The following is a 23,301-nucleotide window of genomic DNA, read 5'->3' on the forward strand; positions in this document are numbered from 1 at the left end:
CTCTTTTTCGTTTTCTTTTGATCTCCATTGACAAGAAAGTCCTGCATGAAGCAACTGATCATCGGCGCCTGCCTGGCGGGCGCCACCGCGCTGGCTCTGGCGCAGACCTGGCCCACGGCCAAACCCATCCGCATCATCGTGGCCTACCCGGCAGGGGGCGTGAGCGACAACATCGCCCGCGCGCTGGCCGACAAGCTGGCGGTGCAGCTGGGCACCCCCGTGGTCATTGAAAACAAGGCCGGCGCCAGTGGCAGCCTGGGCGTGGATGCGGTGGCCAAGGCGGCGCCCGACGGCTACACGCTGGGTTTTGCAGCGGTCAGCCCCCTCGCGCTCAACCCGCACCTGGGCAAGTCTCCGTTCGATCCGCATAAGGACATCGCGTCCGTGGTCAGCGTGATGTATTCGCCGGTGCTGCTGCTGGGCACGCCGGCGAGCCGCGCGACCGACTTCAAGGACTTGATCGCCCGTGCGCGGGCCCAGCCCGGCACGGTGCGCTGGGCCACCTCGGGCCAGGCGTCGCTGGGGCACATCATGCTGGAGCAGATCCAGTCGGTGGCGCAGGTGCAGATCACGCACATCCCCTACAAGGGCGGCGGCCAGCAGATGAACGACGCGCTGGGCGGGCAGTTTGAGGTGTTATCGACCAACGCCGGACCGGCGGTGCTGCAGCACATTCAGGCGGGCAAACTCAAGCCGCTGGCGGTGGGGGCTCCGGCGCGGCTGGATTCGCTGCCCCAGGTGCCCACGCTGGCCGAGCTGGGTCAGCCAGCGGCCAATCTCTCGTCCCTGTTCGGCCTCTATGCCCCGGCGCAGACGCCCAAGACGGTCATCACGCGCATCAACACCGAGGTGAACAAGGCGCTGGCGCTGCCTGACATCCGCGCCAAGCTCGATGCCACCGACAACGTGCCCACAGGCGGCACCACGGCCGAGTTCGCGCGCCAGATCGCGCTGGAGTCCGAGAACAACGCGCGCATCATCCGCGCGGCGGGAATCCAGGGCAACTGACCGTGTGTAGGGGTTGAAGCCCCAGAAACGCCACAGGCCCTGTCGAAGCAGGGCCTGTGGCTTTTTGGAGGGGGAAGAACGGGACTATTCTTCGTTCAGGCTCTCGGCCCAGGTCAGCGCCTGCAGGTGGGCCCAGTTCACCTGGCGGTTGGACAGGTGGAGCGCATCGGCGTTTTTGGCAAAAGCCACCTCGTCGCCGCTTTCGCAGGCCTTGGTCAGCTCCAGGAACGGGGCAAACACACCGGTGCCGCGCAGCAGGGCGTCCATCACCGGTTCGGGCAGGGCCACGGACTCCAGCGCCTTTTCGAGCGGCACGCCCAGCATGGTGTCCAGCAGCGAGAAAACGCCCACCACGAAGGCGTTGTCGCATTCTTCGGGCGGCAGCAACTCGGCGGCCAGCAGCTCCATCAGGCGGCCGCGCACCACGGCAGTCTGGCCCACGGCCGGTGGCGCACCACCCGCCCGCGAGGTGGTCATCAAGAGGGCTGCCCAGCGGAACAGCTTCTTCAGCCCCAGGATCATCACCGCATGGCGGAACGACGTGATCTCGCACGACAGGCCAAAACCCGACGAGTTGATGAAACGGAGCAGGTTGAAAGACAGGGTGGGGTCTTTCTTGAGCAGGTCTTCGATCTCGGCCGTGCTGGCCTGTTTGCGCACCAGGTTGATGAGCTGGATGATGGTCGCCTGCGAGGGGCGGATGGTGGTGGCCTTGACCAGCGAGGGGTGGGCGAACCAGTAGCCCTGGAACAGCTTGACGCCCAGGTCGCGCATCAGCTCGTATTGCGCCGCCGTTTCGACCTTCTCGGCCACCAGCGTGGCCTTGCTGTGGGCGGTGGCAAATTTGACCAGGGGGGCTGCCAGCTCGGGCTTGAAGGCTTGCATGTCCAGCTTGATAAAGGCGGCCATGGGCAGCCAGCTGGTGTAGGCGCGCTTGAGAGCCTGTTGGTCAAACGCCAGGCGAAAGCCCCGTGTGCGCAGTGCTTCCAGGGTGGGCAGACGGCCTTCGATTTCTTCCTGGGTGGCGCCCTCGGGCAGGGGCGGGACTTCCAGCACCACCTTTTCGGGGTGGATCAGCTCCAGGTGGCCGCCCGAGAGGCTGTCGTGCGTGCAGTTGATGAACACCGTCTTCTTGCCGACCAGGGCCTCGGTGCCCGCATAGGACAGGGCATTGAACAGCAGGGCTGCGTCGCTGGCGGCGGTGTGCGAGTCGGATGCGGTGGATCGGTCGAACAGCTCGTAGCCATAGACCGCGCGGCTTTCGTCCACGATGGCCTGGCGCGCAATGATGGCAAGGTTCTCGTCCACGGGTTCGACCGCAGGCGCTGCGGCGTCCGGGGTGTCTTGTTCGGATGTGCTCGACATGGGATCCACTGAAATGAAAGGCTGGCGATCATTCTAGACCGCCAAGCGTTGGCAGAGAACCAAAGTCTTGCCAGGGGCCGCCAGCGTGGCGGCGACACCCGTCAGTCGCCGATATGGTCGGCCCAGGCCAGTGCCTGCAGGTGGGCAAAGTTGATCTGCTGACTGGTCAGGTGCAGCAGGCCGGCCGTTCGGTCGAACACGGCATCGTCGCTGGATTCGCAGGCCTCGGCCAAGGTCAGCAGATCGCCCAGGAAGCCCTCGCGCCGCAGCAGCGCAGCGGCCACGGGTTCGGGCACATTGAGCAGGCCAATGGCGGATTCCATGGGCATGGAGAGCATCACGTCCAGCAGCGAGAAGATGCCCACCACAAACGCTTGGTCAGCCTCCTCGGGCGGCAGGGTCTCCAGCGCCAGCAGCTCCATCAGGCGCCCGCGCACCACGGCGGTGTGGCCCACCGAAGAGGGCGTGCCGTTGTTGCGTGATGCAGTCAGCAGCAGCGCGGCCCAGCGGAACAGCTTTTTCAGGCCCATGAGCATCACGGCCTGGCGGAACGAGGTGATCTCGCGCGAGAGGCCAAACCCGGCCGAATTGATGAGGCGCATCAGGTTGAAGGCCAGGCCCGCATCCTTCTTGAGCACTTCCTCAATCTCGTCCGTGCTGGCCTGTTTGCGCACCTGGTTGATCAGCTCAATGATGCTGGCCTGCGAAGGCGTGAGCAGCTTGGTCTCGACCAGGGCCGGGCGGGCGAACCAGTAGCCCTGGAACAACTGCACGCCCTGGCTGGACACCATGTCGTATTGCTGGGCGGTTTCGACCTTCTCGGCGATCAGCTCGGCCTTGCTGTGGCGGCCTGCGTAGCTGATCAACACGGCCAGCTGGTCGGGCGCCAGCACCGACAGGTCCAGCTTGATGTAGTCCGCCAGGGGCAGCCAGGGGGCGTACGCCGACTGCAGCACCGTGTGGTTGAAGGCCAGGTGAAAGCCCCGGTCGCGCAGCTCGGTCAGGATGGGCAGGCGCGTGGCGACCTCTTCGGCGGCCGCATGGCCCAGGGGCGGAATCTCCAGCACCACCTTGTCCGGGTCCACCAGCTCCAGGTGGCCGCCCGACAGGCTTTCGTGGGTGCAGTTGACGAAGATCAGCTTCTTGCCCACCAGCTCTTCGGTGCCGGCGTGCGATAGGGCGGTGAACACCAGGATCACGTCGGTCGCGGCCGTGTGGGCGGCGCCGCTGCGCGAGCGGTTGAACAGCTCGTAGCCCACCACCACCTGCTGCGCGTTCACGATGGCTTGGCGCGCAATCATGGCGACCGACGACTGGTTGCCGGGTGGGGGCGCGGGCGGTGTGCCGGGGGTGAAAGCTTGGGTCATGGGTGTGGGCTGGGTGTTCTTGAAATAGGAAGCGCGGGCCCGCAGAGGGCATCGCCGGGAATTGTAGGAGTCATCGTATTCCCCTCAGGTTGTCCGCAGGCTCTATGGCAGGGTGTGCTGGTCAGGCTTGCTGCAGCCAGCTCAGCTCGGCGTCGCTGAACCCGGCGCTGCGTCGCGCGGACTCATTGAACGGAGGCTTCAGGCGGGGCGCTTCGTACTTCTGTACCAGCGCGCCGTACAGGGTTTCCGGGTCCTGGCCCGCGCGTTCGCACAGCCAGCGGTACCAGTGGTTGCCGATGGCCACATGGCCCACCTCGTCGTGCAGGATCACATCCAGGATGGCAACGGCGGTCAGGGCATCGGGTGTGCCCACCTGGCGCAGCTTGGCCTGGATCTGCGGCGTGGCATCCAGCCCCCGGGCTTCGAGCGTGCGGGGCACCAGGGCCATGCGCGCCAGCACGTCGTGCCGGGTCTTCTCGCACATGGTCCACAGGCCTTGGTGCGCAGGGAAGTCGCCATAGTCGTGGCCCTGGCTGCGCAGGTGGTCGCGCAGCAGGCGGAAGTGTTTGGCCTCTTCGGCCGCCACGCGCATCCAGTCCAGGTAGTAGTCGCGCGGCATGCCATCAAAGCGCCACACAGCGTCCAGCGCCAGGTTGATGGCGTTGAACTCGATGTGGGCGATGGCATGGATGAGAATGGCGCGGCCCTCGGGGGTGGCGGGCGATCGGCGGGCCACCTGGGTGTGGCGCAGCAGCTCGGGGCGCTCGGGGCGGCCGGGCAGGGCGTCTGGATCGGTGGGGGCCGCAGGGGCGGTGTCTGCTATTGAAAGCGTAGCTGCTTGGGCAAACAGTTCTAGCGCTGCAGCCGCTTTTTGTTCGGGGTCTGCCAGGCACAAGACCTGCAGTGCACGGTGGCGAAGCTCCATCCTTACAATTCTAGGCCTTGCCATCGGCACCAAGGCTTGCGCTTTGTAACGATTGGCGACCTCTCAGGGCGCGCCATGGCGTGCCGCTTCTTTGGTTTCTGCGGAGTGGGTGCATGGCAATTTACGAACTCGACGGTGTGGCTCCCCAAGTGGCAGCGTCGGCCTGGGTGGCCGACAGCGCACAGGTGATGGGCAATGTGGTGCTGGGCGAAGACGCCAGCGTGTGGTTTGGCACCGTGGTGCGCGGCGACACCGAGAGCATCACCATCGGCGCGGGCTCCAACATCCAGGACGCGAGCGTGCTGCATGCTGACTTCGGCAAGCCCCTGGTGGTGGGCGAGCGGGTGACGGTGGGCCACCAGGTCATGCTGCACGGCTGCACCATCGGCGACGAATCGCTGATCGGCATTGGCGCCGTGGTGCTCAACGGCGCCAAGATTGGCAAGAACTGCCTGGTGGGCGCGGGTGCGCTGGTCACCGAGGGCAAGGAGTTTCCCGATGGCTCCATGATCATCGGCAGCCCCGCCAAGGCGGTGCGTGAACTCACCTCTGAGCAGATCGAAGGCCTGCGCCAGAGCGCCCAACACTACATTGACAATGCGCGCCGCTTCCAACGCGGCCTGCGCAAGATTGGCTGAGCGCGGCATCGTCGCCGCCCGCCACCTCATTTTTCCTGGAACCCCTGCGTGTCTGAACTCCACAAGTTTCTTTTCGATGGTCTGCCCGTGCGCGGCATGATCGTGCGCCTGACTGATGCCTGGACCGAAATCCTGAAGCGCCGGGCGGGCAACACCGCCACCGGCGCCTACCCCGCGCCCGTGAGCGAGCTGCTGGGCGAGATGGCCGCCGCCGGTGTGCTGATGCAGTCCAACATCAAGTTCAACGGTGCGCTGGTGCTGCAGGTGTTTGGGGACGGCCCCGTCAAGCTGGCCGTGGCCGAGGTGCAGTCGGACCTGAGCCTGCGCGCCACCGCTACGGTGAACGGCGAGGTGCTGCCGGACGCAAAGCTGAGCCAGATGGTCAATGTGGGCGGCGGTGGCCGCTGCGCCATCACGCTGGACCCCAAGGACCGCCACCCGGGCCAGCAGCCGTACCAGGGTGTGGTGCCGCTGCATGGCGACCACCACGAAAAGCTGGAGCGCCTGTCGGATGTGCTGCAGCACTACATGCTGCAGTCCGAGCAGCTCGACACCATTCTGGTGCTGGGCGCCAACGACCAGGTGGCGGCAGGCCTCCTGATCCAACGCATGCCCATCAAGGGCGAGGGCAACCTGGCCGCGGGCCTCTCGCACCGCGAGAACGAAGACCAGATCGGTCACAACGAGGACTACAACCGCATTGCGCACCTGGCCTCCAGCCTGACCCGTGAGGAACTGCTGACGCTGGACGTGGACACCATCCTGCGCCGCCTGTTCTGGGAAGAAAAGCTGCTGCGCTTTGAACCCCAGCAGGGCGCCAGCGGCCCGCGTTTTGCCTGCACCTGCAGCCGCGAGCGCGTGAGCAACATGCTGCGCAACCTGGGCGCTGAAGAGGCCGAGAGCATCCTGGCCGAGCGCGACGACATCGAGGTGGGTTGCGAGTTTTGCGGCCAGCAGTACCGCTTCGACGCGGTCGACGCGGCGCAGATTTTTGTCTCGCCAGGCGCTGCGCAGCCCCCGGGGCCTACCGGCATCCAGTAACGTTCAGCTGTTGCTTGCGGGCGCGGCGGTTGGCTGACCATCGTTGACAATCGCCCCCGCCATCCACGCCTAAGATTCCTGGGTCCCATTCAACAGTGCTGCAGCAGTGCATGCCGTCGCGGGGACCGATGCATACGGCCCGACCGCCGGGCCGGTATGCGTTCAAGCGATCAGTTCCGGTCGCGCAGGAAATGAACGAGGGGTGTCATGCAGTTTCTTCGCCGTGTTCTGGGGAGCCACCGGGCCAGCTCGGCTGCGCCTCCGCTGGCGCTGTACGACAGTGCAGCGGCACCAGACTCGCGGCGTGCGGACACCCTTCTCGCCGCGCTGGACATCGACGCCGCCATCAACGCCCACGAGCGCTGGAAAGACCGGCTGATGGACTACCTGGAGGGCCGCACCTCTGTGGGGCTGGACCCGGCCCAGGTGCGCCGCGCTGACCAGAGCGCGCTGGGCCGCTGGCTGCATGGCGTGGGCGGCGATTTGCTGGGCGACCAGCCTGCCTATCCGTTGCTGGTGGCGCGCTACCAATACTTTCATGAGCAGGCTGCCACCCTGGTGGAACTGGCCCAGCAGGGCGAATGGGACCGGGCCGTGCAGGTGCTCAATGGCGGTTACCGCTACGGCTCCAGCCAGGTGGTGTTGCTTCTGAAGGAGCTCAAACGCGGTCTGGCGTAACGGCTGGTGGCGGTGTCGTATCCCGCTGCTCGACCAGTGCGGTGAACAGCCGATGCTCACAAATGGGGTCGCTGCACTTCTCGCAGTTCCAGGCGCGCAACCGGGCCGTTCTGGGCGCGTTTTCAATGTCTAATGCGGCTCTTGCGCTAGTAGAATATGCCTGAGGCGCTACTTTTTGTATAGCAATGAGGGCGTTGCGAGTGCGTTGCTCGCCGGTGCCGTACACCACGCGGTAGGGTATGGGTGCAGCCGCCAGGGCGGTGCGCAGCTGGGCATCGCGAGCCTCCTGCGCGTCCCGTTCCTCGGCAGGGCAGGGCTGGTCGAGACCCATCAGCAGGGTCAGTGCCACCGCCTCAGATGCCGCCTGCGGAGTGATCGGGGTGTGGGTCAGGTGCGGGTGGTGCAAGGCAATATGCACCGTACCGGGAATGATGTGCTGCTGCAGCGCCTGTGCCAATGCCTCTACGCCCGTGTGGGGGGCGCCCAGCAAGGCAATCCAGGGAGTGGTGGGAGAGGGCTGCCGCACGGCAATGAGTGAAGCGCAGGCCTTGGTCAATGTCTGCGTGGTGAGAGGGGCCAGCGCAGGGCAGTAGTCAATGCAGCAGCAGGGCCCCGCAACGCAGGTCAGCGGGGCGTGAACTGCACGTACACCTCGTTGGGCTTGACCATGCCCAGCTCGCTGCGCGCTTTTTCTTCCACCATGTCCAGGCCTTCCTTGAGGTCGTGGACCTCCGAGGTCAGCCGCGCATTCACCTGGCGGGCCTGCTCATTGGCCGCCTTTTGCACATCAATCTGCCGCTGCATCGCATTGACGCGCGGCACGCTGCCCCGCCCCAGCCAGAGCTGGGCGTGCAGCGCTGCCAGCAAGGCCAGCAGGATGACGGGGACGATGCGGGAGACCAACGGTCAACCTTTATTGTTGCAACTATGTTTCGCCGCCGGGCCGCCCCAAGGCGAAACGCGGCCCCCTCGGGGGGCAGGGAGCCACACGCAGTGGACGACCGTGGGGGCCATTACTTCAGGTTGTAGAACGCAGCGCGACCAGGGTACTGTGCGATGTCGCCCAGGTCTTCTTCAATGCGCAGCAGCTGGTTGTACTTGGCGATGCGGTCCGAGCGGCTCAGCGAACCGGTCTTGATCTGGCCGGCGTTGGTGCCCACCGAGATGTCGGCAATGGTGCTGTCTTCGGTTTCGCCCGACCGGTGCGAGATCACGGCGGTGTAGCCAGCGCGCTTGGCCATCTCGATGGCAGCAAACGTTTCGGTCAGAGTGCCGATCTGGTTGATCTTGATAAGGATCGAGTTGGCGATGCGCTTGTCGATGCCTTCCTTCAGGATCTTGGTGTTGGTCACGAACAGGTCGTCGCCCACCAACTGCACCTTGTCGCCCAGGCGTTCGGTCAGGTGCTTCCAGCCATCCCAGTCGCCTTCGTGCATGCCGTCTTCAATGCTGATGATCGGGTACTTGTCCACCCAGGCCGCCAGCATGTCGGTCCATTGCTGGGCGGTGAGCTTGAGGCCGCCTTCGCCTTCCAGCACATAGTGGCCGTCCTTGTAGAACTCGCTCGCGGCGCAGTCCAGGCCCAGGGCGATCTGATCGCCCGCCGTATAGCCAGCGGCTTCGATGGCTTGCAGGATCAGGCGGATGGCGGCTTCGTGGTTTTCCACGCTAGGGGCAAAGCCGCCTTCGTCGCCCACGGCGGTGCTGATGCCCTTGTCGTGCAGGATCTTCTTCAGTGCATGAAACACTTCGGCGCCCCAGCGCACGGCTTCGCGGAACGTGGGCGCGCCCACGGGGATGATCATGAACTCTTGCAGGTCCAGGCTGTTGTTGGCGTGTGCGCCGCCGTTGATCACGTTCATCATGGGCACGGGCAGCTGCACGCTGCCCATGCCGCCCAGGTAGCGGTACAGAGGCAGGCCGGATTCTTCGGCGGCCGCGCGGGCCACGGCCATCGATACGGCCAGCATGGCGTTAGCGCCCAGGCGGCTCTTGTTCTCGGTGCCGTCCAGGTCGATCAGGGTCTTGTCCAGGAACGCCTGCTCGGAGGCATCCAGGCCCAGCACGGCTTCGCTGATCTCGGTGTTGATGTATTCCACGGCCTTGAGCACGCCCTTGCCCAGGTAGCGGCCCTTGTCGCCATCACGCATTTCAATGGCTTCGCGGCTGCCGGTGGAGGCGCCCGACGGCACAGCGGCCCGGCCCATCACGCCCGATTCGAGCAACACGTCGCATTCGACGGTGGGGTTGCCGCGGCTGTCCAGAATCTCGCGACCGACGATGTCAACGATGGCACTCATGGTTTTCCTTTTGCAGAAGTTTTAAATCAAATCAGTCTCTAGCGCACGATGTATAAGCGCTAGCAGCTATTAATTAGTGAGCAAGGCTGGTGTGTGGACTCAGACGCCTTCGACGCACACCATGCGCATGATGGCTGCGCCTTCGCGGGCGGCCTTGGCTTTCTGGTACTCGGGCGTGTCGTAGAAAGCACGGGCGGCCTCGAAGCTCGGGAACTTCAGCAGCACGGTGCGGCCGGGGTTCCAGTCGCCTTCCAGCACTTCCACCTTGCCGCCGCGAATGCACACCTCGGCGCCATGCGCCTGCATGGCCAGCGTGCTCCACTTTTTGTACTCTTCGTACTGCTCAGGGTTGGTGACGGTGACGGATGCGATGACGTAACCACTGCTCATGTCTCAAGCTCCAAAGTTGTTTTCGAGGAATCCGTTTTTCTTGGTGACGTCGTCGATCGCCACCAAGGTCTCCAGCAGCGCCTTCATGTGCTTGAGCGGCACGGCGTTGGGGCCGTCCGACCAGGCCTCGGCGGGGCGGGGGTGGGTTTCCATGAACAGGCCCGCCACGCCCACGGCCACACCGGCGCGGGCCAGCACGGGCACCATGTCGCGCGCACCACCGCTCACGGCGCCCAGGCCGCCGGGTTTTTGCACCGAGTGGGTCACGTCGAACACCACCGGGGCGCCAGAGTTGCGCATCTCGGCCAGGCTGGTCATGTCGGCCACGAGGTTGTTGTAGCCAAAGCTCACACCGCGCTCGCAGGCCAGAAACCGGTCTTCCGACAGGCCGGCTTCGGCCGCTGCAGACCGGGCCTTGTCGATGACGTTCTTCATGTCCCAGGGCGCCAGGAACTGGCCCTTCTTGATGTTCACCGGCTTACCGCTTTGCGCCACGGCACGGATGAAGTCCGTCTGGCGGCACAGGAAGGCGGGCGTCTGCAGCACATCGACCACGCTGGCCACTTCGGCCACATGCGAGGTGTCATGCACATCGGTCAGGATGGGCAGCTGCAGCTGACGGCGTACTTCGTCCAATATCTTCAGGCCGGCTTCCAGCCCCACACCACGCTTGCTGGTGCCGGACGAGCGGTTGGCCTTGTCGAACGAGCCTTTGTAGATCAGCGGAATGCCCAGCGGCGCGCAGGCTTCCTTGAGCTGGCCTGCGACGTCGAGCGACATCTCCAGGCCTTCAATGGAGCAGGTGCCCGCGATCAGAAAAAAGCGATGTTGAAGGCCAACGTCGAATCCGCACAGCTGCATGGTGAGGTCCCCTTAGGCTTTTTTCGCGGCTTGCTGGTGCTCCACGGCCGCCTTGATGAAGGCGTTGAACAGCGGGTGGCCGTTCCATGGCGTGGACTTGAACTCGGGGTGGAACTGCACGCCGATGAACCAGGGGTGGACGTTTTGCGGCAGCTCCACGATCTCGGTGAGCTGCTCGCGCTGCGTGAGCGCCGAGATCACCAGGCCCGCCTTGCGTAGCTGGTCCAGGTAGTTCACGTTGGCTTCGTAGCGGTGGCGGTGGCGCTCGGTGACCACGTCGCCGTAGATGCTGTGCGCCAGCGTATCTTTGGCCACGTCCGAGCTTTGCGCGCCCAGGCGCATGGTGCCGCCCAGGTCGGAGTTCTCGTCGCGGGTCTTGATGGTGCCGTCGGCGTCCTTCCACTCGGTGATCAGTGCGATCACGGGGTGGGGCGTGGTGGGGTCGAACTCGGTGCTGTTGGCGTTGGCCAGGCCGGCCACATGGCGGGCGTATTCGATGGTGGCCACCTGCATGCCCAGGCAGATGCCCAGGTAGGGCACCTTGCGCTCGCGCGCAAACTGGGCCGTGGCGATCTTGCCTTCCACACCGCGCTGGCCGAAGCCGCCGGGCACCAGGATGGCGTCGTACTTGGCGAGCTTGGCAGCTGCGTCGGCGCTGTCGATGGTTTCGGAATCGACATGGTCGATCTTCACGCGCACATGATTGCGCATGCCGGCGTGGCGCAGGGCTTCGTTCACGGACTTGTAGCTGTCCGACAGGTCCACGTATTTGCCGACCATGGCGATGGTGACTTCGCCTTGGGGGTGCTCGGTCTCATGCACCAGATCGTCCCAGCGCTTGAGGCTGGTGGGCGGGGTGTTCAGGCGCAACTTGTCGCAGATCAGGCCGTCGAGGCCCTGTTCGTGCAGCATGCGGGGCACCTTGTAGATGGTGTCCACGTCCCACATGCTGATCACGCCCCATTCGGGCACGTTGGTGAACAGCGAAATTTTGGCGCGCTCTTCCTCGGGAATGCGGCGGTCGGCGCGGCACAGCAGCGCATCGGCCTGAATGCCGATCTCGCGCAGTTTCTGCACCGTGTGCTGGGTGGGCTTGGTCTTGAGCTCGCCCGCTGCCGCAATCCAGGGCAGGTAGGTCAGGTGCACAAAGGCCGCGTTGTTCGGGCCCATGCGCAGGCTCATCTGGCGCACGGCTTCAAGGAACGGCAGCGATTCGATGTCGCCCACGGTGCCGCCGATTTCGACGATGGCCACGTCCACGGCATCGGGCGTGCCGATGCCAGCGCCGCGCTTGATGAATTCCTGGATCTCGTTGGTGACGTGGGGGATGACCTGCACGGTCTTGCCCAGGTAGTCGCCGCGGCGTTCCTTCTCCAGCACGGACTGGTAGATCTTGCCCGTGGTGAAGTTGTTGGTTTTCTTCATGCGCGTTTCGATGAAACGCTCGTAGTGGCCCAGATCCAAGTCGGTTTCTGCGCCGTCATCGGTCACGAACACCTCGCCGTGCTGGAACGGCGACATGGTGCCCGGGTCTACGTTGATGTAGGGGTCAAGCTTGATGAGGGTGACTTTAAGTCCCCGCGATTCGAGGATCGCGGCAAGGGAGGCTGAGGCGATTCCCTTACCGAGGGAAGACACCACACCGCCGGTGACGAAGACAAATTTGGTCATGTCTTTTTTGGTGGTGGGAAATTGGGATTATAGATGGCACCCCGGCGACACCCCCGGGGGCAGGGTCACCCCCGTCTGCTAAATTCGCCCCATGAATGAGCTTGCTGGCAAACACATTGTTCTGGGTCTGAGTGGGGGCGTGGCTTGCTACAAGGCAGCCGATCTGTGCCGCCAGCTCATCAAGGAGGGCGCCACCGTGCAGGTGGTGATGACCGAGGCGGCCGAGCAGTTCATTACCCCGGTCACCATGCAGGCCCTGTCAGGCCGCACGGTGTATGGCTCGCAATGGGATGCCCGCGAGCCCAACAACATGCCCCACATCAATCTGAGCCGCGAGGCGGATGCGATCCTGATCGCGCCTTGCAGTGCGGACTTCATTGCGCGCCTGGTGCAGGGCAGGGCGGACGAGTTGCTCAGCCTGCTGTGCCTGGCGCGCCCCGCCCAGCGCGTGCCCCTGTTGCTGGCCCCTGCGATGAACCGCGAAATGTGGGCGCACCCGGCCACGCAGCGCAATCTGGCCCAGGTGGCGCAGGACGGTGCAGTGGTGCTGGGTGTGGGTAATGGTGACCAGGCCTGTGGCGAGACGGGTGACGGCCGCATGCTGGAGCCGCTGGAGCTGCTGGACGAGCTGATCGCTTTTTTTACGCCCAAGACCCTTGTGGGCCGGTCGGTACTCGTCACGGCGGGGCCCACGTTTGAAGCCATCGATCCGGTGCGTGGCATCACCAACCTGTCGAGCGGAAAGATGGGCTTCGCCGTCGCCCGTGCGGCGCGCGAGGCGGGTGCCGATGTCACCCTGGTCGCGGGGCCTGTGCATGTGCCCACGCCACGCGGTGTGCGGCGCGTCAATGTGCAATCTGCTCAGGAAATGCTGGCGGCCGTGCAGCGGCATGTGCAGGCTGCCTCGGTGTTTGTTGCCACGGCTGCGGTGGCCGACTGGCGCCCGGCCCACGCGTCTGACCAGAAGATCAAAAAAGACGGCTCAGGCCAGTCCCCATCGCTGGAGTTTGTCGAGAACCCCGACATTCTGGCCACCATCGCCAGGTCGCCCCATGCGCTGGAAGGCGACCTTTTCTGCGTGGGTTTTGCCGCCGAAAGCCATGACCTGCTGGCCCATGCCACAGCCAAAAGGGCGCGCAAGGGTGTCCCTCTCTTGGTTGGCAATATCGGCCCCGCCACCTTTGGGCAGGACGATAACGCACTGTTGCTGGTGGACGCGCAGGGCCACCGCGAGCTGCCCCGCGCGTCCAAACGGGTGCTGGCGCAGCAGCTTATTGCCGAGATCGCCGCGCGTTTGCCACCCCTGCCTTCTTGACGACCACCACCCTGCGGAGGCGTGATGACAACTGGTGCTACCAAGCCTGATTGGGACACGCCGCCCGATGGCGATTTTGCGGCCTACGTGGAGCGCCTGACTGTCCAGAAACCTCTGCAGAAAGCCCCGGTGACGCAGGCTCCTGCTGCCGCTGCCGCTGTTGCTGCTGTCGGCAGAGCGGCCCAGGCGCCCAACACCGGTGCACAAGCTCAGGCTCTGCCGCCCGATCTGCTGCAGGTGATGCGTCCGCTGGCCGGTGTATTGCGCACGGTGCGTGCGGTGTTGCTCGTGATGGTGGTGTTGCACGGCATTGCCCTTTTCCTGCTCGGTCATGGCTCGTTGCCCGGCCTGGTGGTCATGGGCGTGGTGTGGTGGGTGCTGGGCTGGCTGATGCAATCGGCAGCGCAGCTCGGAGGGGCTCAAGCCTCGGGGATGAATACAGCGACGCAAGCCTTGCAGGATCGCTTGCGACAAGTGGCGCAGCAGCGCAGTGGTACAGGATTAGGAACAGGAAAGAAAAAACCGTGAAGATTGACGTGAAGATTCTCGACCCGCGCATGGCGGACCAATTGCCGACCTATGCCACGCCCGGTAGCGCGGGGCTGGACTTGCGTGCCTGCCTGGATGCGCCGCTGACCCTGCAGCCCAACGCCTGGCAACTGGTACCCACCGGCATTGCGATCTACCTGCAAGACCCAGGCTATGCCGCGCTGATCTTGCCGCGCTCGGGCCTGGGCCATAAACATGGCATCGTGCTCGGCAACCTGGTGGGGTTGATCGACAGCGACTACCAGGGGCAGCTCATGGTAAGCGCCTGGAACCGCAGCAACGTGGCTTTCACTCTGGAGCCCATGGAGCGGTTGGCTCAGCTGGTGATTGTTCCGGTGGTGCAGGCCCAGTTCAACGTCGTCACCGAGTTCGCAGCCACACAGCGGGGTGAGGGCGGGTACGGCTCCACGGGCAAGTCCTGACGCAGACCGACTGATGACGTGGTGCCCGGGGGCGCGTAGCTGGTTTGTAAGAATCCGCTTACGTTTCGATGGGTCTGTTACCGACCTATCGATGGCCCCTGTGTCTACGCTACGGCATCCTCGGGCGTTGTTCCAATCTGCACATGGGCATTGAGCTGGAATCCTTCTGGATTCTTTTGCCAATGCGTAGCCCGACAACTTCAGGAGATTGAACATGCAATTCCACCGTCCTCTCGCCCTCGTGGGCACCGTGGTTCTGGCTGCTTCGCTGGCCGCTTGCGGCCACAGCCGCCCCGCCCCCGCGCCGCAGTATTCCGGCGGCTATTCCAGTGGTTACCAGACGGCTCCTGCCTATCCGCAGCAACAAGCGGGCACAGAATATGGCCGCGTTTCCAACATTGAGGTCCTGCAAGGACGCAGCCAAGGCCAGACCACTGGCACGGGTGCCGTTCTGGGCGCCGTGGTGGGTGGCGTGCTGGGCAACCAGGTGGGCAAGGGCACGGGTCGCGCCGCAGCCACTGCGGTGGGCGTGCTGGGTGGTGCAGTGGCTGGCAACGCCATCGAAGGCCGCAACAACCAGGAATACGTGCAGGGATACCGGCTGTCTGTGCAGCTGGACCAAGGTGGCTACCGCGTGTACGACGTGAGCAGCCCGGGTGACCTTCGCATCGGCGACCGCGTGCGTCTGTACAACGGCCAGATCTCGCGCATGTGATCTGATCGACACCACAAAAAACGGGCGCCCCGATTTGATTCGGGGCGCCCGTTGTGCTTTTTGAACCGGTTCCTAGGGGGCTCAGTGCAGCAACGAGCTGCCTGGAGCCTGGGGCTGAATGCGGAAGAAGCCGGTTCCTGCCGTGCCGCGTCCAATCTCCTCTTCGGTGGCCTCGCGCACGGCCTCCACGGTCAGTTGCAGGCGCAGCGCGATGCCCGCCAGCGGGTGGTTGCCGTCGAGCACGATGTGGTCGGGGTAGATCTCGGCCACGGTGTACAGGGCGGTGCGGGGAGCATCGGGGTTGCAGCCTTCGGGCAGCGCCATGCCGTCAAAGGTCATGCCTTCTTCGATTTCGGCGGGGAAGAGGGCGCGGGGTTCTAGAAACAGCAACTGGTCGTTGAAGTCTCCGAAAGCGTCCTCGGGTTCAAGGTGCAGGGCCAGTTTGGCGCCCGGGCTATGGCCTTGCAGGGCCTCTTCGATGCGGGGCAGGAGATCATCACCGCCCACCAAAAACTCCACGGGCTCGTCGAGCACGTCCAGCTCTTCGCCCAGGGTGTCTTTCAGGGTCCAGGTCAGTGCGACCACACATTGTTGGGTAATTTCCATAGGAGAATTGTCGCAGTTTGACCAACGGCCCCGCAAAAGGGCGAGACTTTCCCCATGGACATTCAGCAACCCCTGGCGCTGTTCGGCGGCCTCACTCCCGCGCAATTCATGCGCCGCCACTGGCAGAAGAAGCCCTTGCTGGTGCGCCAGGCGATCCCCCAGTTTGCGCCGCCGGTGCTGCGGCCTGAGCTGTTTGCGCTGGCCGCCCAGGAGGGGGTGGAGTCGCGTCTGGTGCAGTTGGTCAAAGGTGCCTGGAAGCTGCGCCACGGGCCCTTCAGCCGCCGAGCCCTGCCTGCGTTGCAGCAGCCCGACTGGACGCTGCTGGTGCAGGGCGTCGATCTGCACAACGACGCGGTGCATGCGCTGATGCAGCAGTTCCGTTTTGTGCCCGAGGCGCGGCTGGACGACCTCATGATCAGCTACGCCAGCGACGGCGGTGGCGTAGGGCCCCATTTCGACAGTTACGACGTCTTTTTGCTGCAGGCGCACGGCAAGCGGCGCTGGCGCATCGGGCGCCAGAAGGATCTGTCGCTGCGCGACGGCATTCCCTTGAAGATATTGGCCGAGTTTGAGCCCGAAGAAGAGTTTGTGCTGGAGCCGGGTGACATGCTGTATCTGCCACCGCGCTATGCCCACGACGGGATCGCCGAAGGCGAGTGCATGACGTATTCCATCGGTTTTCGCGCGCCAGCCCGCGCCGAGCTGGCGCAGGAGCTGCTGGTGCGTCTGGCGGAAGATGCCGGGGAGGACGACCACCCGTTGCTCTATCGCGATGCAGGGCAGGACGCGGTGGCGCAGCCAGCGCATATTCCCGCCGGGCTGCAGGACTTTGCGCGCGAGGCCCTGTCGCGTGCGCTGGCCCAGCCCCTGGTGCTGGAGCGCGCGCTGGGCGAGTACCTCACCGAGCCTAAACCCAGCGTGTGGTTTGAGCCAGGCGACACCCGGGTGATGCTGGAAGGGGTACGGCTGGACCGCAAGAGCCGCATGATGTACGACGCACACCACATCTTCATCAACGGCGAAAGTTACCGCGCAGCGGGGCGTGACGCCACGCTGATGCGGCGCCTGGCGGATGAGCGCCGGCTATCGGCGCGGGATCTGGCACGGGCCAGCGACGATGCGCTGGAACTGCTTTCGTCGTGGTGCGATGCGGGCTGGGCCCATGTCTGGGCCGGTGGAGAATGACCAGGAGCCAGTGATGACCGATACAGCCACCCCCTCTGCCGAGCCTTTGCGCGACTTGCCCAGCGGGCGATTCAGCGGGCGCGAGACGTTTCAGCAACTGGTGCGCGACGCCATTGCGACGGCGGCGCGGGATGGCTGGCAGGAAATTTTCATCAGCGATGCCAACTTCCATGACTGGCCCCTGGGCGAGCGTGCGGTGGTCGAGGCCTTGCAGGACTGGGCCCGCAGCGGCCGGCGCTTCACCATGCTGGCTTGCAGTTATGACGACGTGATCCGCCGCCATGCCCGCTTTGTGCGCTGGCGCGGCACCTGGGACCACATCATCACCTGTCGCCGCAGCCCGGCGGCCGACCCGCTGGACCTGCCCAGTGCGTTGTGGTCGCCGCAATGGGTGCTGCACCGGCTTGATCCCGAGCGCTGCGTGGGGGTGACTGGCAGCGAGGCCGATCGCCGGGTGCTGCTGCATGAGACGCTCAACGAGTGGGTGCGCAGCAAGAGCGCGCCTGGATTTCCCTCCACCACACTGGGGCTGTAGCTTTTCCCCATTTTGGGTAGCGCCCGTTGACAGGGCGCTACGCGGCGGTCGCGCCCGCCGGGATACTGCGCAAAGTCAAGCGGGCGTAAAGCTTTCGTCAGTGTTAGTCAGTATTGACTAAATACCAATATAATCTGCGGCTGTGCCCAAAAAGGTGCAACCAAGTGCATTGTGCCAATGCGTGCATGGGCTCAGGAAGCCTGACGCCGTGGCTTTTCAAGATTCTGTCTGTCCAAATAGGAAAATCGAAATGAAGAACTCTCTCGTTCTGGCCGCCCTGATCGCTGCTGCTGCACTCGCCGCTTGTGGCAAGAAGGAAGAACCCGCTCCAGCACCCGCTCCCGCTCCTGCGGAAGCTCCCGCCGCAGCACCTGCTCCCGCCGCCGAGCCAGCAGCTCCTGCCGCTTCCGACGCTGCTGCTCCTGCCGCCGCTGCACCTGCTGCTGACGCTGCTGCTCCTGCCGCTGACGCTGCCAAGGCTGCTGCTGACGCTGCTGCCACCGCCGCTACCGGCGCTTCCGCAGCCAAGTAAATCGCTGCAGGCTCTGGGCTGACCCCAAGGTCAGCCTGTGCCAGGGCCCCGCACCGCAAGGTCCGGGGCTTTTTTTATGCCCTTCGCCAGGGTGAGGCAGTCAAGGGCGCACGGTTCGGGCCATCAGGGGTTCACGTCGAACCATTGCGTCCCCTCGGTGGGGCTGGCGACCTGGATCTCCTCATCCGCCCAACCCAGCGCGGCAGCGAGCGATTGGCGAGCGAGGGCGGGGAGGTTGTTCTGCGCACTCAGGTGCGCCGCCACCACACGCTGCAGGCGGTCATGCTGCACCGCGCTCAGGATCTCTGCGGTTGCTGTGTTGGCCAGGTGGCCGTACAGCCCGCCAACGCGGCGTTTCAGGAACGGCGGGTAGCGAGAGGCCGCCAGCATGTCGGGATCGTGATTGGCCTCGATCATCAGGGCGTGGCATCCCTGCAGTTGCTGCAGCACATGGGGACTGGCATGGCCCAGATCGGTCAGGATGCCCAGGTGTGCGGCGCCGTCGGAGCAGCGCAGCTGCAGAGGCTCTCGGGCATCGTGCGGCACGGTGAACGGGCGGGCTTCGAAGGCGTCCATGTCGATTGCCTCCATGTCGTGCGCTACCCGCAGCAAGCCGTCCAGGTCTGGCGCGCCCAGGGCCGCGTACGTGCCTTCACTCATCCACACGGGAATGCGAAAACGCAGCGCCAGGGTCTGGGCACAGCCGATGTGATCGGAGTGTTCGTGGGTAATGAAGAGGGCGTCCAGGTCTTCCACCTGCAACTGCGCCTGTGCCAGACGGGCCTGCAATTGCCGGATGCCGAGCCCGCAATCGATCAAGAGGCGGCGCACCTGGCTGCCGCTGCGGCCTTCGACCACCGTGGCATTGCCGGTGCTGCCGCTGCCCAGGTTCTTGAATCGAAGCATAGCGGGGCGAAAGAATGGGTTTGTGGCAGCCCAAAAAACCAGAGCCACCGTCCACCCGAAGGCGGAGGGGGCTCCAGAGGTGTGGGTGGCGGCCTTTCGGCCTGCGCCGCTTATTTCAGATCGTCAGCAATCACGCGCACGATGCGCTCGGCATTGGCCGAGGTCTCGGGGGCGCCGGCTTCGTTGAGCACCGACACGGTGGTTGCTTCACCCTGGCTGCGCACTACGATGCGGTACTTGAGCGGAGGGGTTGCGGAAGTGGAGCTGAACAGCTTGCTGAAGAAGCCTGGCTCTTTCTTCTCGGTGTCCGGCGCCACGTAGCGCACGAAGTACGTGCCTTCATTGCGGTTGCGGTCTTCCACCGTGAAGCCGGTACGGTCCAGGGCCAAGCCCACACGGCGCCATGCGCGGTCAAAACCTTCGTCCAGTTGCACTACCGGCACATTGTTCACCGTGGCCATGCGGGCGGCCTGGGCGCGGGGTGCAGGGGCTGCGGCGACAGCCTTGGACTGCTCCTGGCTCACACCCAGCTTGACCATCAGGCGGCGCAGGAATTCGGTTTCGAGTTCCGGGTCGGAGGGGCGAGGCTGCCAGACGGTGCTGTCCTTGGTGACGTTGCCATAGACCTCGACCATCCCGCGGTGGGTGATGTAGATCTCGGTGGCTCCATTGGCATTGCGTTCCAGACGGGTGCGGAACTTGTCCCGTTCGCCGGTGGAGTACAGGGACTCCATCAGCTTGCCGATGGTGGAACGGATGAAATCCTGCGGCAGCTTGGCTCGGTTCTCGGCCCAGTCGGTTTCCATGATGCCGACATTGGCCTCTGACTGGGCCAGCGTGAAGCCACTTTCCAGCCAGAAGTCGCGCACAGGCTCCCACAGCTTGTCGGCAGGGCGGTTGACCACCAGCCAGCGCTGGTTGCCATCGCGCTCGATGCGCACGTCGCCCAGCTGCAGCGCCGCCGCGTTGGCGTTGCCCGACGGCTGCGCCGCCTGGCCGGCCTGCATGGCGGCGGCAGAGACCGAACCACCCGGCATGGCGTAGCGCGAGTCGCGCGACAGCTGGGTGAGGTCCGGCGGGACTTCCAGCGACGAGCCCTTGGCGGCGCTCTTGTAGTCGATCTTGTCGCCTTCCAGAATGCTGGTGGAGCAGGCGGACAGGGCCATGGCGAGGGCCAGCAGGCTGAGGCGGGTGGTAGCAGCTTTCACGCGGAAATCCTTGGGAAGTGTCTCTGAGAGCGGGCGCAAAAGCCCGGATTAGATCAGGCCGCTGGTGCGCAGTGCCGACTCGACCACAGCCTCGTTGCTGCTGGCCAGGGGCGTCATGGGCAGGCGCATGGTGCCACCACACAGACCCATGCGGGCCATGGCCCACTTGACCGGGATGGGGTTGGCTTCGACGAACAGGTTCTTGTGCACGGGCATCAGCTGGAACTGGATTTCCATGGCCCGGCGCGCGTCGCCCGCCAGGGCGGCCACACACAGCTCGTGCATCAGGCGCGGGGCCACGTTGGCCGTGACGCTGATGTTGCCGTGGCCACCGCACAGCATCAGGGCCACGGCGGTCGGGTCGTCGCCCGAGTACACGCCAAAGTCCTTGGGCACGTCGCGGATGAGCCACTGGGCGCGCTCAATGTTGCCGGTGGCTTCCTTGATGCCAATGATGCCGGGCACCTGGGCCAGGCGCAGCACGGTGTCGTGCTGCATATCGGCCACCGAGCGGCCGGGCACGTTGTACAGCACGATGGGCAGGTCGCCCGTGGCTTCGGCAATGGCCTTGAAGTGCTGGTACTGGCCTTCTTGGGTGGGCTTGTTGTAGTAGGGCACCACCTGCAGCTGGCTGTCGGCCCCCACGCCGCGCGCGAACTTGGCCAGTTCGATGGCCTCGGCGGTGGAGTTGGCGCCGCAGCCGGCCATGATGGGCACGCGCTTGGCGGCCTGTTCCACGGCCACGCGGATGATTTCGCAGTGTTCTTCCACGTTCACCGTGGGGGACTCGCCTGTGGTGCCCACCACGCCGATGCAATCGGTGCCTTCGGCGATGTGCCAGTCGATCAGTTTGCGCAAGGTGGGGTAGTCCACGCTACCGTCCTCATGCATGGGGGTGACGAGGGCGACGATGCTGCCGGTGAGTGGCACGGAAGAAGAAGTCATGTCCGCAGTGGTAAACGGTAAAAGGGCATTCTAACTAGCCCCAACGTGCAAAAGATGTCGTGAGGGTCCGCCCGCCTGCGGGAGTTCCCGTACGGCCGTGATGCGTTGCACGAAACGCGCAGGTTCGTCGATGAAGCCGTCTTCATAACCTACCACGCGCAATTCCTTGCACACGTGCAGCAGCTCGCCGGGCGCCAGCAAAAACTCAGCCCGGGCCGGGCGCCCCACGGTTTCGTTGCCCTGGGCAAAGGTTTCATAGACCAGCACCCCGCCCGGTGCCACGCTGGCCACGATGGTGGGCAGCAAGGGGCGCCACAGGTAGTTGGTGACGACCACGCCACCAAACTGGCGGCCTGCAAAAGGCCAGGGGCCGTTTTCGATGTCGGCCTGCACTAGCTCGCCCAGCCCTTCGCAGGCGGCCAGCGCCTCGGCCGACCGGTCTACGCCGACCACGGTATGCCCCAGTTCGCGCAGATGCCGCAGGTGGCGCCCTGCGCCGCAGGCAACGTCCAGCACAGAGCTGTGGGGAGCGATCAGGTGGCTCCAGCGCCGCACCCATTCCGAGGGGGCCTCTGTACCGTGCATACCGTGCATGAGACTATAAAAATGATAGCTGCCAGCGCATGATTCACTAGCGCTTGCGGCCAAAAACGCTTGAAAACCCAGCGAAAGAGGTCAAAAACACGCCCACATCTGGTCGGCCAGCATCACCATGAATTCGGGTACGGTGTAGAAGCCAAACACCACCAGGCACAGCAGCACGGCCACAGCGCCGCCCAGCCAGCGCAGGGCGCGCGGCGTGGTTTTGCGGGGCGGGGTGGGGTGGCTCATGCAGGGAGGGGGCCAAAAGGTCAGGCGGGTTGTGGGCTGCTGCGCGAGATCGGGCTTTCCTTGACCGGCAAGTTCACCAGCCCGGCAAAAATCCCCAGACCAATCGCGATGTACCAGACGATATCGTAGCTGCCGGTAGCGTCATACAGATAGCCCCCCAGCCAGACGCCCAGGAAGCTGCCGATCTGGTGGCTGAAGAACACAAAGCCGCCCAGCATCGACAAATGCTGCACCCCGAAGATCTGCGCGATGGTGGCATTGGTGGGGGGCACGGTGGACAGCCACAGCGCGCCCATCACCGCCGAGAACACGTACACCGACAGCGGCGACAGCGGCACCAGCAGGAAGATGCTGATCGCCACCGCGCGGGCAAAGTAGATGAAGGCAAGGATGTGGCGCTTGGGCATGCGCTGGCCCAGCGTGCCCGCGATGTAGGTGCCAAATACGTTGAACAGCCCGATCAGCGCCAGCGCATAGCTGGCCACCTGGGGCGACAGGCCGTGGTCCTTGAGGTAGCTGGGCATGTGCACACCAATGAACACCACCTGAAAGCCGCACACAAAGTAGCCCGCCATCAGCAGGTTGAAGCTGGGGTAGCGGAAGGCCTCGCCCAGGGCCTGCGCAATGGTCTGGTCGCGCTTGACCGGGGCCGTGCCCTTGAAGCCCGGCTCCCGCAAGCCAAAGGCCAGCGGCACGATCAGCAGCACCGCCATCGACAACGCCAGCAGCGCTTGCTGCCAGCCCAGGCCAGCGATGAGCCAGCCTTCCACCGGCACCATCAGAAACTGCCCGAACGAGCCCGCTGCCGCCGCCACGCCCATGGCCCACGAGCGCTTTTCGGGAGCAATCTGCCGCCCCAGCACTCCGTAAATCACTGCATAGGTGGTGCCCGCCTGGGCCGCGCCAATCAGCACGCCCGCCGTCAGTGCAAATAACGTGGGCGTGGGCGACAGGGCCATGCCTGCCAGGCCCACGGCATACAACACCGCTCCACCGAGCAGGACGCGGAAGGCCCCAAACCGGTCGGCCGCCATGCCCGCAAAGATCCCGATCAGGCCCCAGGACAGGTTCTGGATGGCGATGGCCAGGGCGAACGACTGGCGCGTCCAGCCCATCTCCTGGGTGATGGGAAGCAGCCACAGCCCGAACCCGTGGCGGGTGCCCATGGACAAGGTCACGATGGCCGCGCCGCAGGCCAGCACCTGGAACATGGATAGTTTGGGAGGATTCATATGCATGCGCAGGAATGTAGCCAGATTGTGTGAAACGCGCTGATACACCCGCGACCAATACAGTTGCCGTCAGGGT

27 protein-coding genes are annotated in these 23,301 nt (G+C 64.8%); 11 read left to right on the forward strand and 16 right to left on the reverse strand.

Annotation, left to right across the window (positions count from 1 at the left end; translation table 11 throughout):
* Nucleotides 1-45 precede the first annotated feature (45 nt).
* Nucleotides 46-1,008, forward strand: a complete 963-nt coding sequence (locus tag ACT531_RS09510) for a Bug family tripartite tricarboxylate transporter substrate binding protein (protein WP_476017252.1) — start codon at nucleotides 46-48, stop codon at nucleotides 1,006-1,008.
* Between the two features lie 84 nt (nucleotides 1,009-1,092).
* On the opposite strand, the gene ACT531_RS09515 is transcribed toward ACT531_RS09510, so the two are convergent.
* The 3 genes from ACT531_RS09515 to ACT531_RS09525 all read right to left on the reverse strand — a co-directional run bounded on the left by ACT531_RS09515 (nucleotide 1,093) and on the right by ACT531_RS09525 (nucleotide 4,665).
* Nucleotides 1,093-2,373, reverse strand: coding sequence for an EAL and HDOD domain-containing protein (locus tag ACT531_RS09515; protein WP_422849142.1), 1,281 nt, complete (start codon nucleotides 2,371-2,373; stop codon nucleotides 1,093-1,095).
* Nucleotides 2,374-2,474: 101 nt separating this feature from the next.
* Nucleotides 2,475-3,740 (reverse strand): EAL and HDOD domain-containing protein, encoded by a 1,266-nt coding sequence (locus tag ACT531_RS09520; RefSeq protein WP_015013321.1) that lies wholly within the window; start codon nucleotides 3,738-3,740, stop codon nucleotides 2,475-2,477.
* A 121-nt stretch (nucleotides 3,741-3,861) separates the two neighbouring features.
* A complete protein-coding gene (locus ACT531_RS09525) occupies nucleotides 3,862-4,665 on the reverse strand; it encodes a ferritin-like domain-containing protein (protein ID WP_476017253.1) in 804 nt (267 codons plus the stop codon).
* A 113-nt stretch (nucleotides 4,666-4,778) separates the two neighbouring features.
* Here ACT531_RS09525 and ACT531_RS09530 point away from each other — a divergent pair, with 113 nt between their 5' ends.
* From ACT531_RS09530 to ACT531_RS09540, 3 genes are all read left to right on the forward strand, one after another.
* Nucleotides 4,779-5,303, forward strand: coding sequence for a gamma carbonic anhydrase family protein (locus ACT531_RS09530; RefSeq protein ID WP_291441637.1), 525 nt, complete (start codon nucleotides 4,779-4,781; stop codon nucleotides 5,301-5,303).
* A gap of 48 nt (nucleotides 5,304-5,351) precedes the next feature.
* Nucleotides 5,352-6,344, forward strand: a complete 993-nt coding sequence (gene hslO / locus ACT531_RS09535) for an Hsp33 family molecular chaperone HslO (protein WP_015013324.1) — start codon at nucleotides 5,352-5,354, stop codon at nucleotides 6,342-6,344.
* A 207-nt stretch (nucleotides 6,345-6,551) separates the two neighbouring features.
* Nucleotides 6,552-7,022, forward strand: a complete 471-nt coding sequence (locus ACT531_RS09540; RefSeq protein ID WP_060987209.1) for a CZB domain-containing protein — start codon at nucleotides 6,552-6,554, stop codon at nucleotides 7,020-7,022.
* Here the strand turns inward: ACT531_RS09540 and ACT531_RS09545 are convergent.
* The 6 genes from ACT531_RS09545 to ACT531_RS09570 form a co-directional block, all read right to left on the reverse strand.
* On the reverse strand, nucleotides 7,003-7,548 hold the full coding sequence (locus ACT531_RS09545) for a hypothetical protein (RefSeq protein ID WP_476017254.1): 546 nt from the start codon (nucleotides 7,546-7,548) through the stop codon (nucleotides 7,003-7,005). The two genes, ACT531_RS09540 and ACT531_RS09545, sit on opposite strands and share 20 nt — an antisense overlap.
* Nucleotides 7,549-7,646: 98 nt before the next feature.
* Nucleotides 7,647-7,925: a septum formation initiator family protein gene (locus ACT531_RS09550; protein ID WP_015013327.1), complete on the reverse strand. Its 279-nt coding sequence runs from the start codon at nucleotides 7,923-7,925 to the stop codon at nucleotides 7,647-7,649.
* 110 nt (nucleotides 7,926-8,035) lie between these two features.
* Entirely contained in the window at nucleotides 8,036-9,322 is a 1,287-nt protein-coding gene (gene eno / locus ACT531_RS09555) for a phosphopyruvate hydratase (protein ID WP_291441639.1), read from the reverse strand.
* Nucleotides 9,323-9,421: 99 nt separating this feature from the next.
* The gene (locus tag ACT531_RS09560) at nucleotides 9,422-9,712 is read right to left on the reverse strand and encodes a DUF1330 domain-containing protein (protein WP_056640013.1); all 291 of its coding nucleotides are present in this window, start codon (nucleotides 9,710-9,712) and stop codon (nucleotides 9,422-9,424) included.
* Between the two features lie 3 nt (nucleotides 9,713-9,715).
* Nucleotides 9,716-10,573: a 3-deoxy-8-phosphooctulonate synthase gene (gene kdsA / locus ACT531_RS09565; protein ID WP_476017255.1), complete on the reverse strand. Its 858-nt coding sequence runs from the start codon at nucleotides 10,571-10,573 to the stop codon at nucleotides 9,716-9,718.
* A 12-nt stretch (nucleotides 10,574-10,585) separates the two neighbouring features.
* On the reverse strand, nucleotides 10,586-12,244 hold the full coding sequence (locus ACT531_RS09570; protein ID WP_476017256.1) for a CTP synthase: 1,659 nt from the start codon (nucleotides 12,242-12,244) through the stop codon (nucleotides 10,586-10,588).
* Nucleotides 12,245-12,335: 91 nt separating this feature from the next.
* On the opposite strand from ACT531_RS09570, the gene coaBC reads away from it, so the two are divergent.
* From coaBC to ACT531_RS09590, 4 genes are all read left to right on the forward strand, one after another.
* Complete coding sequence (gene coaBC / locus ACT531_RS09575) at nucleotides 12,336-13,559, forward strand: bifunctional phosphopantothenoylcysteine decarboxylase/phosphopantothenate--cysteine ligase CoaBC (RefSeq protein WP_476017257.1); 1,224 nt, start codon at nucleotides 12,336-12,338, stop codon at nucleotides 13,557-13,559.
* Between the two features lie 87 nt (nucleotides 13,560-13,646).
* Nucleotides 13,647-14,087 (forward strand): hypothetical protein, encoded by a 441-nt coding sequence (locus ACT531_RS09580; protein WP_476017258.1) that lies wholly within the window; start codon nucleotides 13,647-13,649, stop codon nucleotides 14,085-14,087.
* On the forward strand, nucleotides 14,084-14,530 hold the full coding sequence (gene dut, locus ACT531_RS09585; protein ID WP_015013334.1) for a dUTP diphosphatase: 447 nt from the start codon (nucleotides 14,084-14,086) through the stop codon (nucleotides 14,528-14,530). The genes ACT531_RS09580 and dut overlap by 4 nt, the downstream gene beginning before the upstream one ends.
* 214 nt (nucleotides 14,531-14,744) lie before the next feature.
* Nucleotides 14,745-15,245 (forward strand): outer membrane lipoprotein, encoded by a 501-nt coding sequence (locus tag ACT531_RS09590; protein WP_015013335.1) that lies wholly within the window; start codon nucleotides 14,745-14,747, stop codon nucleotides 15,243-15,245.
* An 81-nt stretch (nucleotides 15,246-15,326) separates the two neighbouring features.
* On the opposite strand, the gene ACT531_RS09595 is transcribed toward ACT531_RS09590, so the two are convergent.
* On the reverse strand, nucleotides 15,327-15,851 hold the full coding sequence (locus ACT531_RS09595; protein WP_060987216.1) for an FKBP-type peptidyl-prolyl cis-trans isomerase: 525 nt from the start codon (nucleotides 15,849-15,851) through the stop codon (nucleotides 15,327-15,329).
* A 54-nt stretch (nucleotides 15,852-15,905) separates the two neighbouring features.
* Here ACT531_RS09595 and ACT531_RS09600 point away from each other — a divergent pair, with 54 nt between their 5' ends.
* From ACT531_RS09600 to ACT531_RS09610, 3 genes are all read left to right on the forward strand, one after another.
* A complete protein-coding gene (locus ACT531_RS09600) occupies nucleotides 15,906-17,036 on the forward strand; it encodes a JmjC domain-containing protein (protein WP_476017259.1) in 1,131 nt (376 codons plus the stop codon).
* Between the two features lie 13 nt (nucleotides 17,037-17,049).
* The gene (locus ACT531_RS09605; RefSeq protein ID WP_110959283.1) at nucleotides 17,050-17,571 is read left to right on the forward strand and encodes a hypothetical protein; all 522 of its coding nucleotides are present in this window, start codon (nucleotides 17,050-17,052) and stop codon (nucleotides 17,569-17,571) included.
* Between the two features lie 250 nt (nucleotides 17,572-17,821).
* Nucleotides 17,822-18,103, forward strand: coding sequence for a hypothetical protein (locus ACT531_RS09610; protein WP_476017260.1), 282 nt, complete (start codon nucleotides 17,822-17,824; stop codon nucleotides 18,101-18,103).
* A 123-nt stretch (nucleotides 18,104-18,226) separates the two neighbouring features.
* On the opposite strand, the gene ACT531_RS09615 is transcribed toward ACT531_RS09610, so the two are convergent.
* From ACT531_RS09615 to ACT531_RS09640, 6 genes are all read right to left on the reverse strand, one after another.
* Nucleotides 18,227-19,009 carry an MBL fold metallo-hydrolase gene (locus ACT531_RS09615; RefSeq protein ID WP_476017261.1) on the reverse strand — a complete coding sequence of 261 codons (783 nt, stop codon included), beginning with the start codon at nucleotides 19,007-19,009 and terminating at the stop codon, nucleotides 18,227-18,229.
* 110 nt (nucleotides 19,010-19,119) lie between these two features.
* The gene (bamC, locus tag ACT531_RS09620) at nucleotides 19,120-20,217 is read right to left on the reverse strand and encodes an outer membrane protein assembly factor BamC (protein ID WP_476017262.1); all 1,098 of its coding nucleotides are present in this window, start codon (nucleotides 20,215-20,217) and stop codon (nucleotides 19,120-19,122) included.
* Between the two features lie 48 nt (nucleotides 20,218-20,265).
* The gene (gene dapA / locus ACT531_RS09625) at nucleotides 20,266-21,162 is read right to left on the reverse strand and encodes a 4-hydroxy-tetrahydrodipicolinate synthase (protein ID WP_476017263.1); all 897 of its coding nucleotides are present in this window, start codon (nucleotides 21,160-21,162) and stop codon (nucleotides 20,266-20,268) included.
* Nucleotides 21,163-21,192: 30 nt separating this feature from the next.
* Nucleotides 21,193-21,747, reverse strand: coding sequence for a class I SAM-dependent methyltransferase (locus tag ACT531_RS09630; RefSeq protein WP_476017333.1), 555 nt, complete (start codon nucleotides 21,745-21,747; stop codon nucleotides 21,193-21,195).
* Between the two features lie 90 nt (nucleotides 21,748-21,837).
* Nucleotides 21,838-21,993, reverse strand: a complete 156-nt coding sequence (locus tag ACT531_RS09635; RefSeq protein ID WP_309823142.1) for a hypothetical protein — start codon at nucleotides 21,991-21,993, stop codon at nucleotides 21,838-21,840.
* Between the two features lie 20 nt (nucleotides 21,994-22,013).
* Complete coding sequence (locus tag ACT531_RS09640) at nucleotides 22,014-23,231, reverse strand: MFS transporter (protein WP_476017264.1); 1,218 nt, start codon at nucleotides 23,229-23,231, stop codon at nucleotides 22,014-22,016.
* Between the last annotated feature and the right edge of the window lie 70 nt (nucleotides 23,232-23,301).

This window comes from Acidovorax sp. DMC1 (assembly GCF_056314325.1).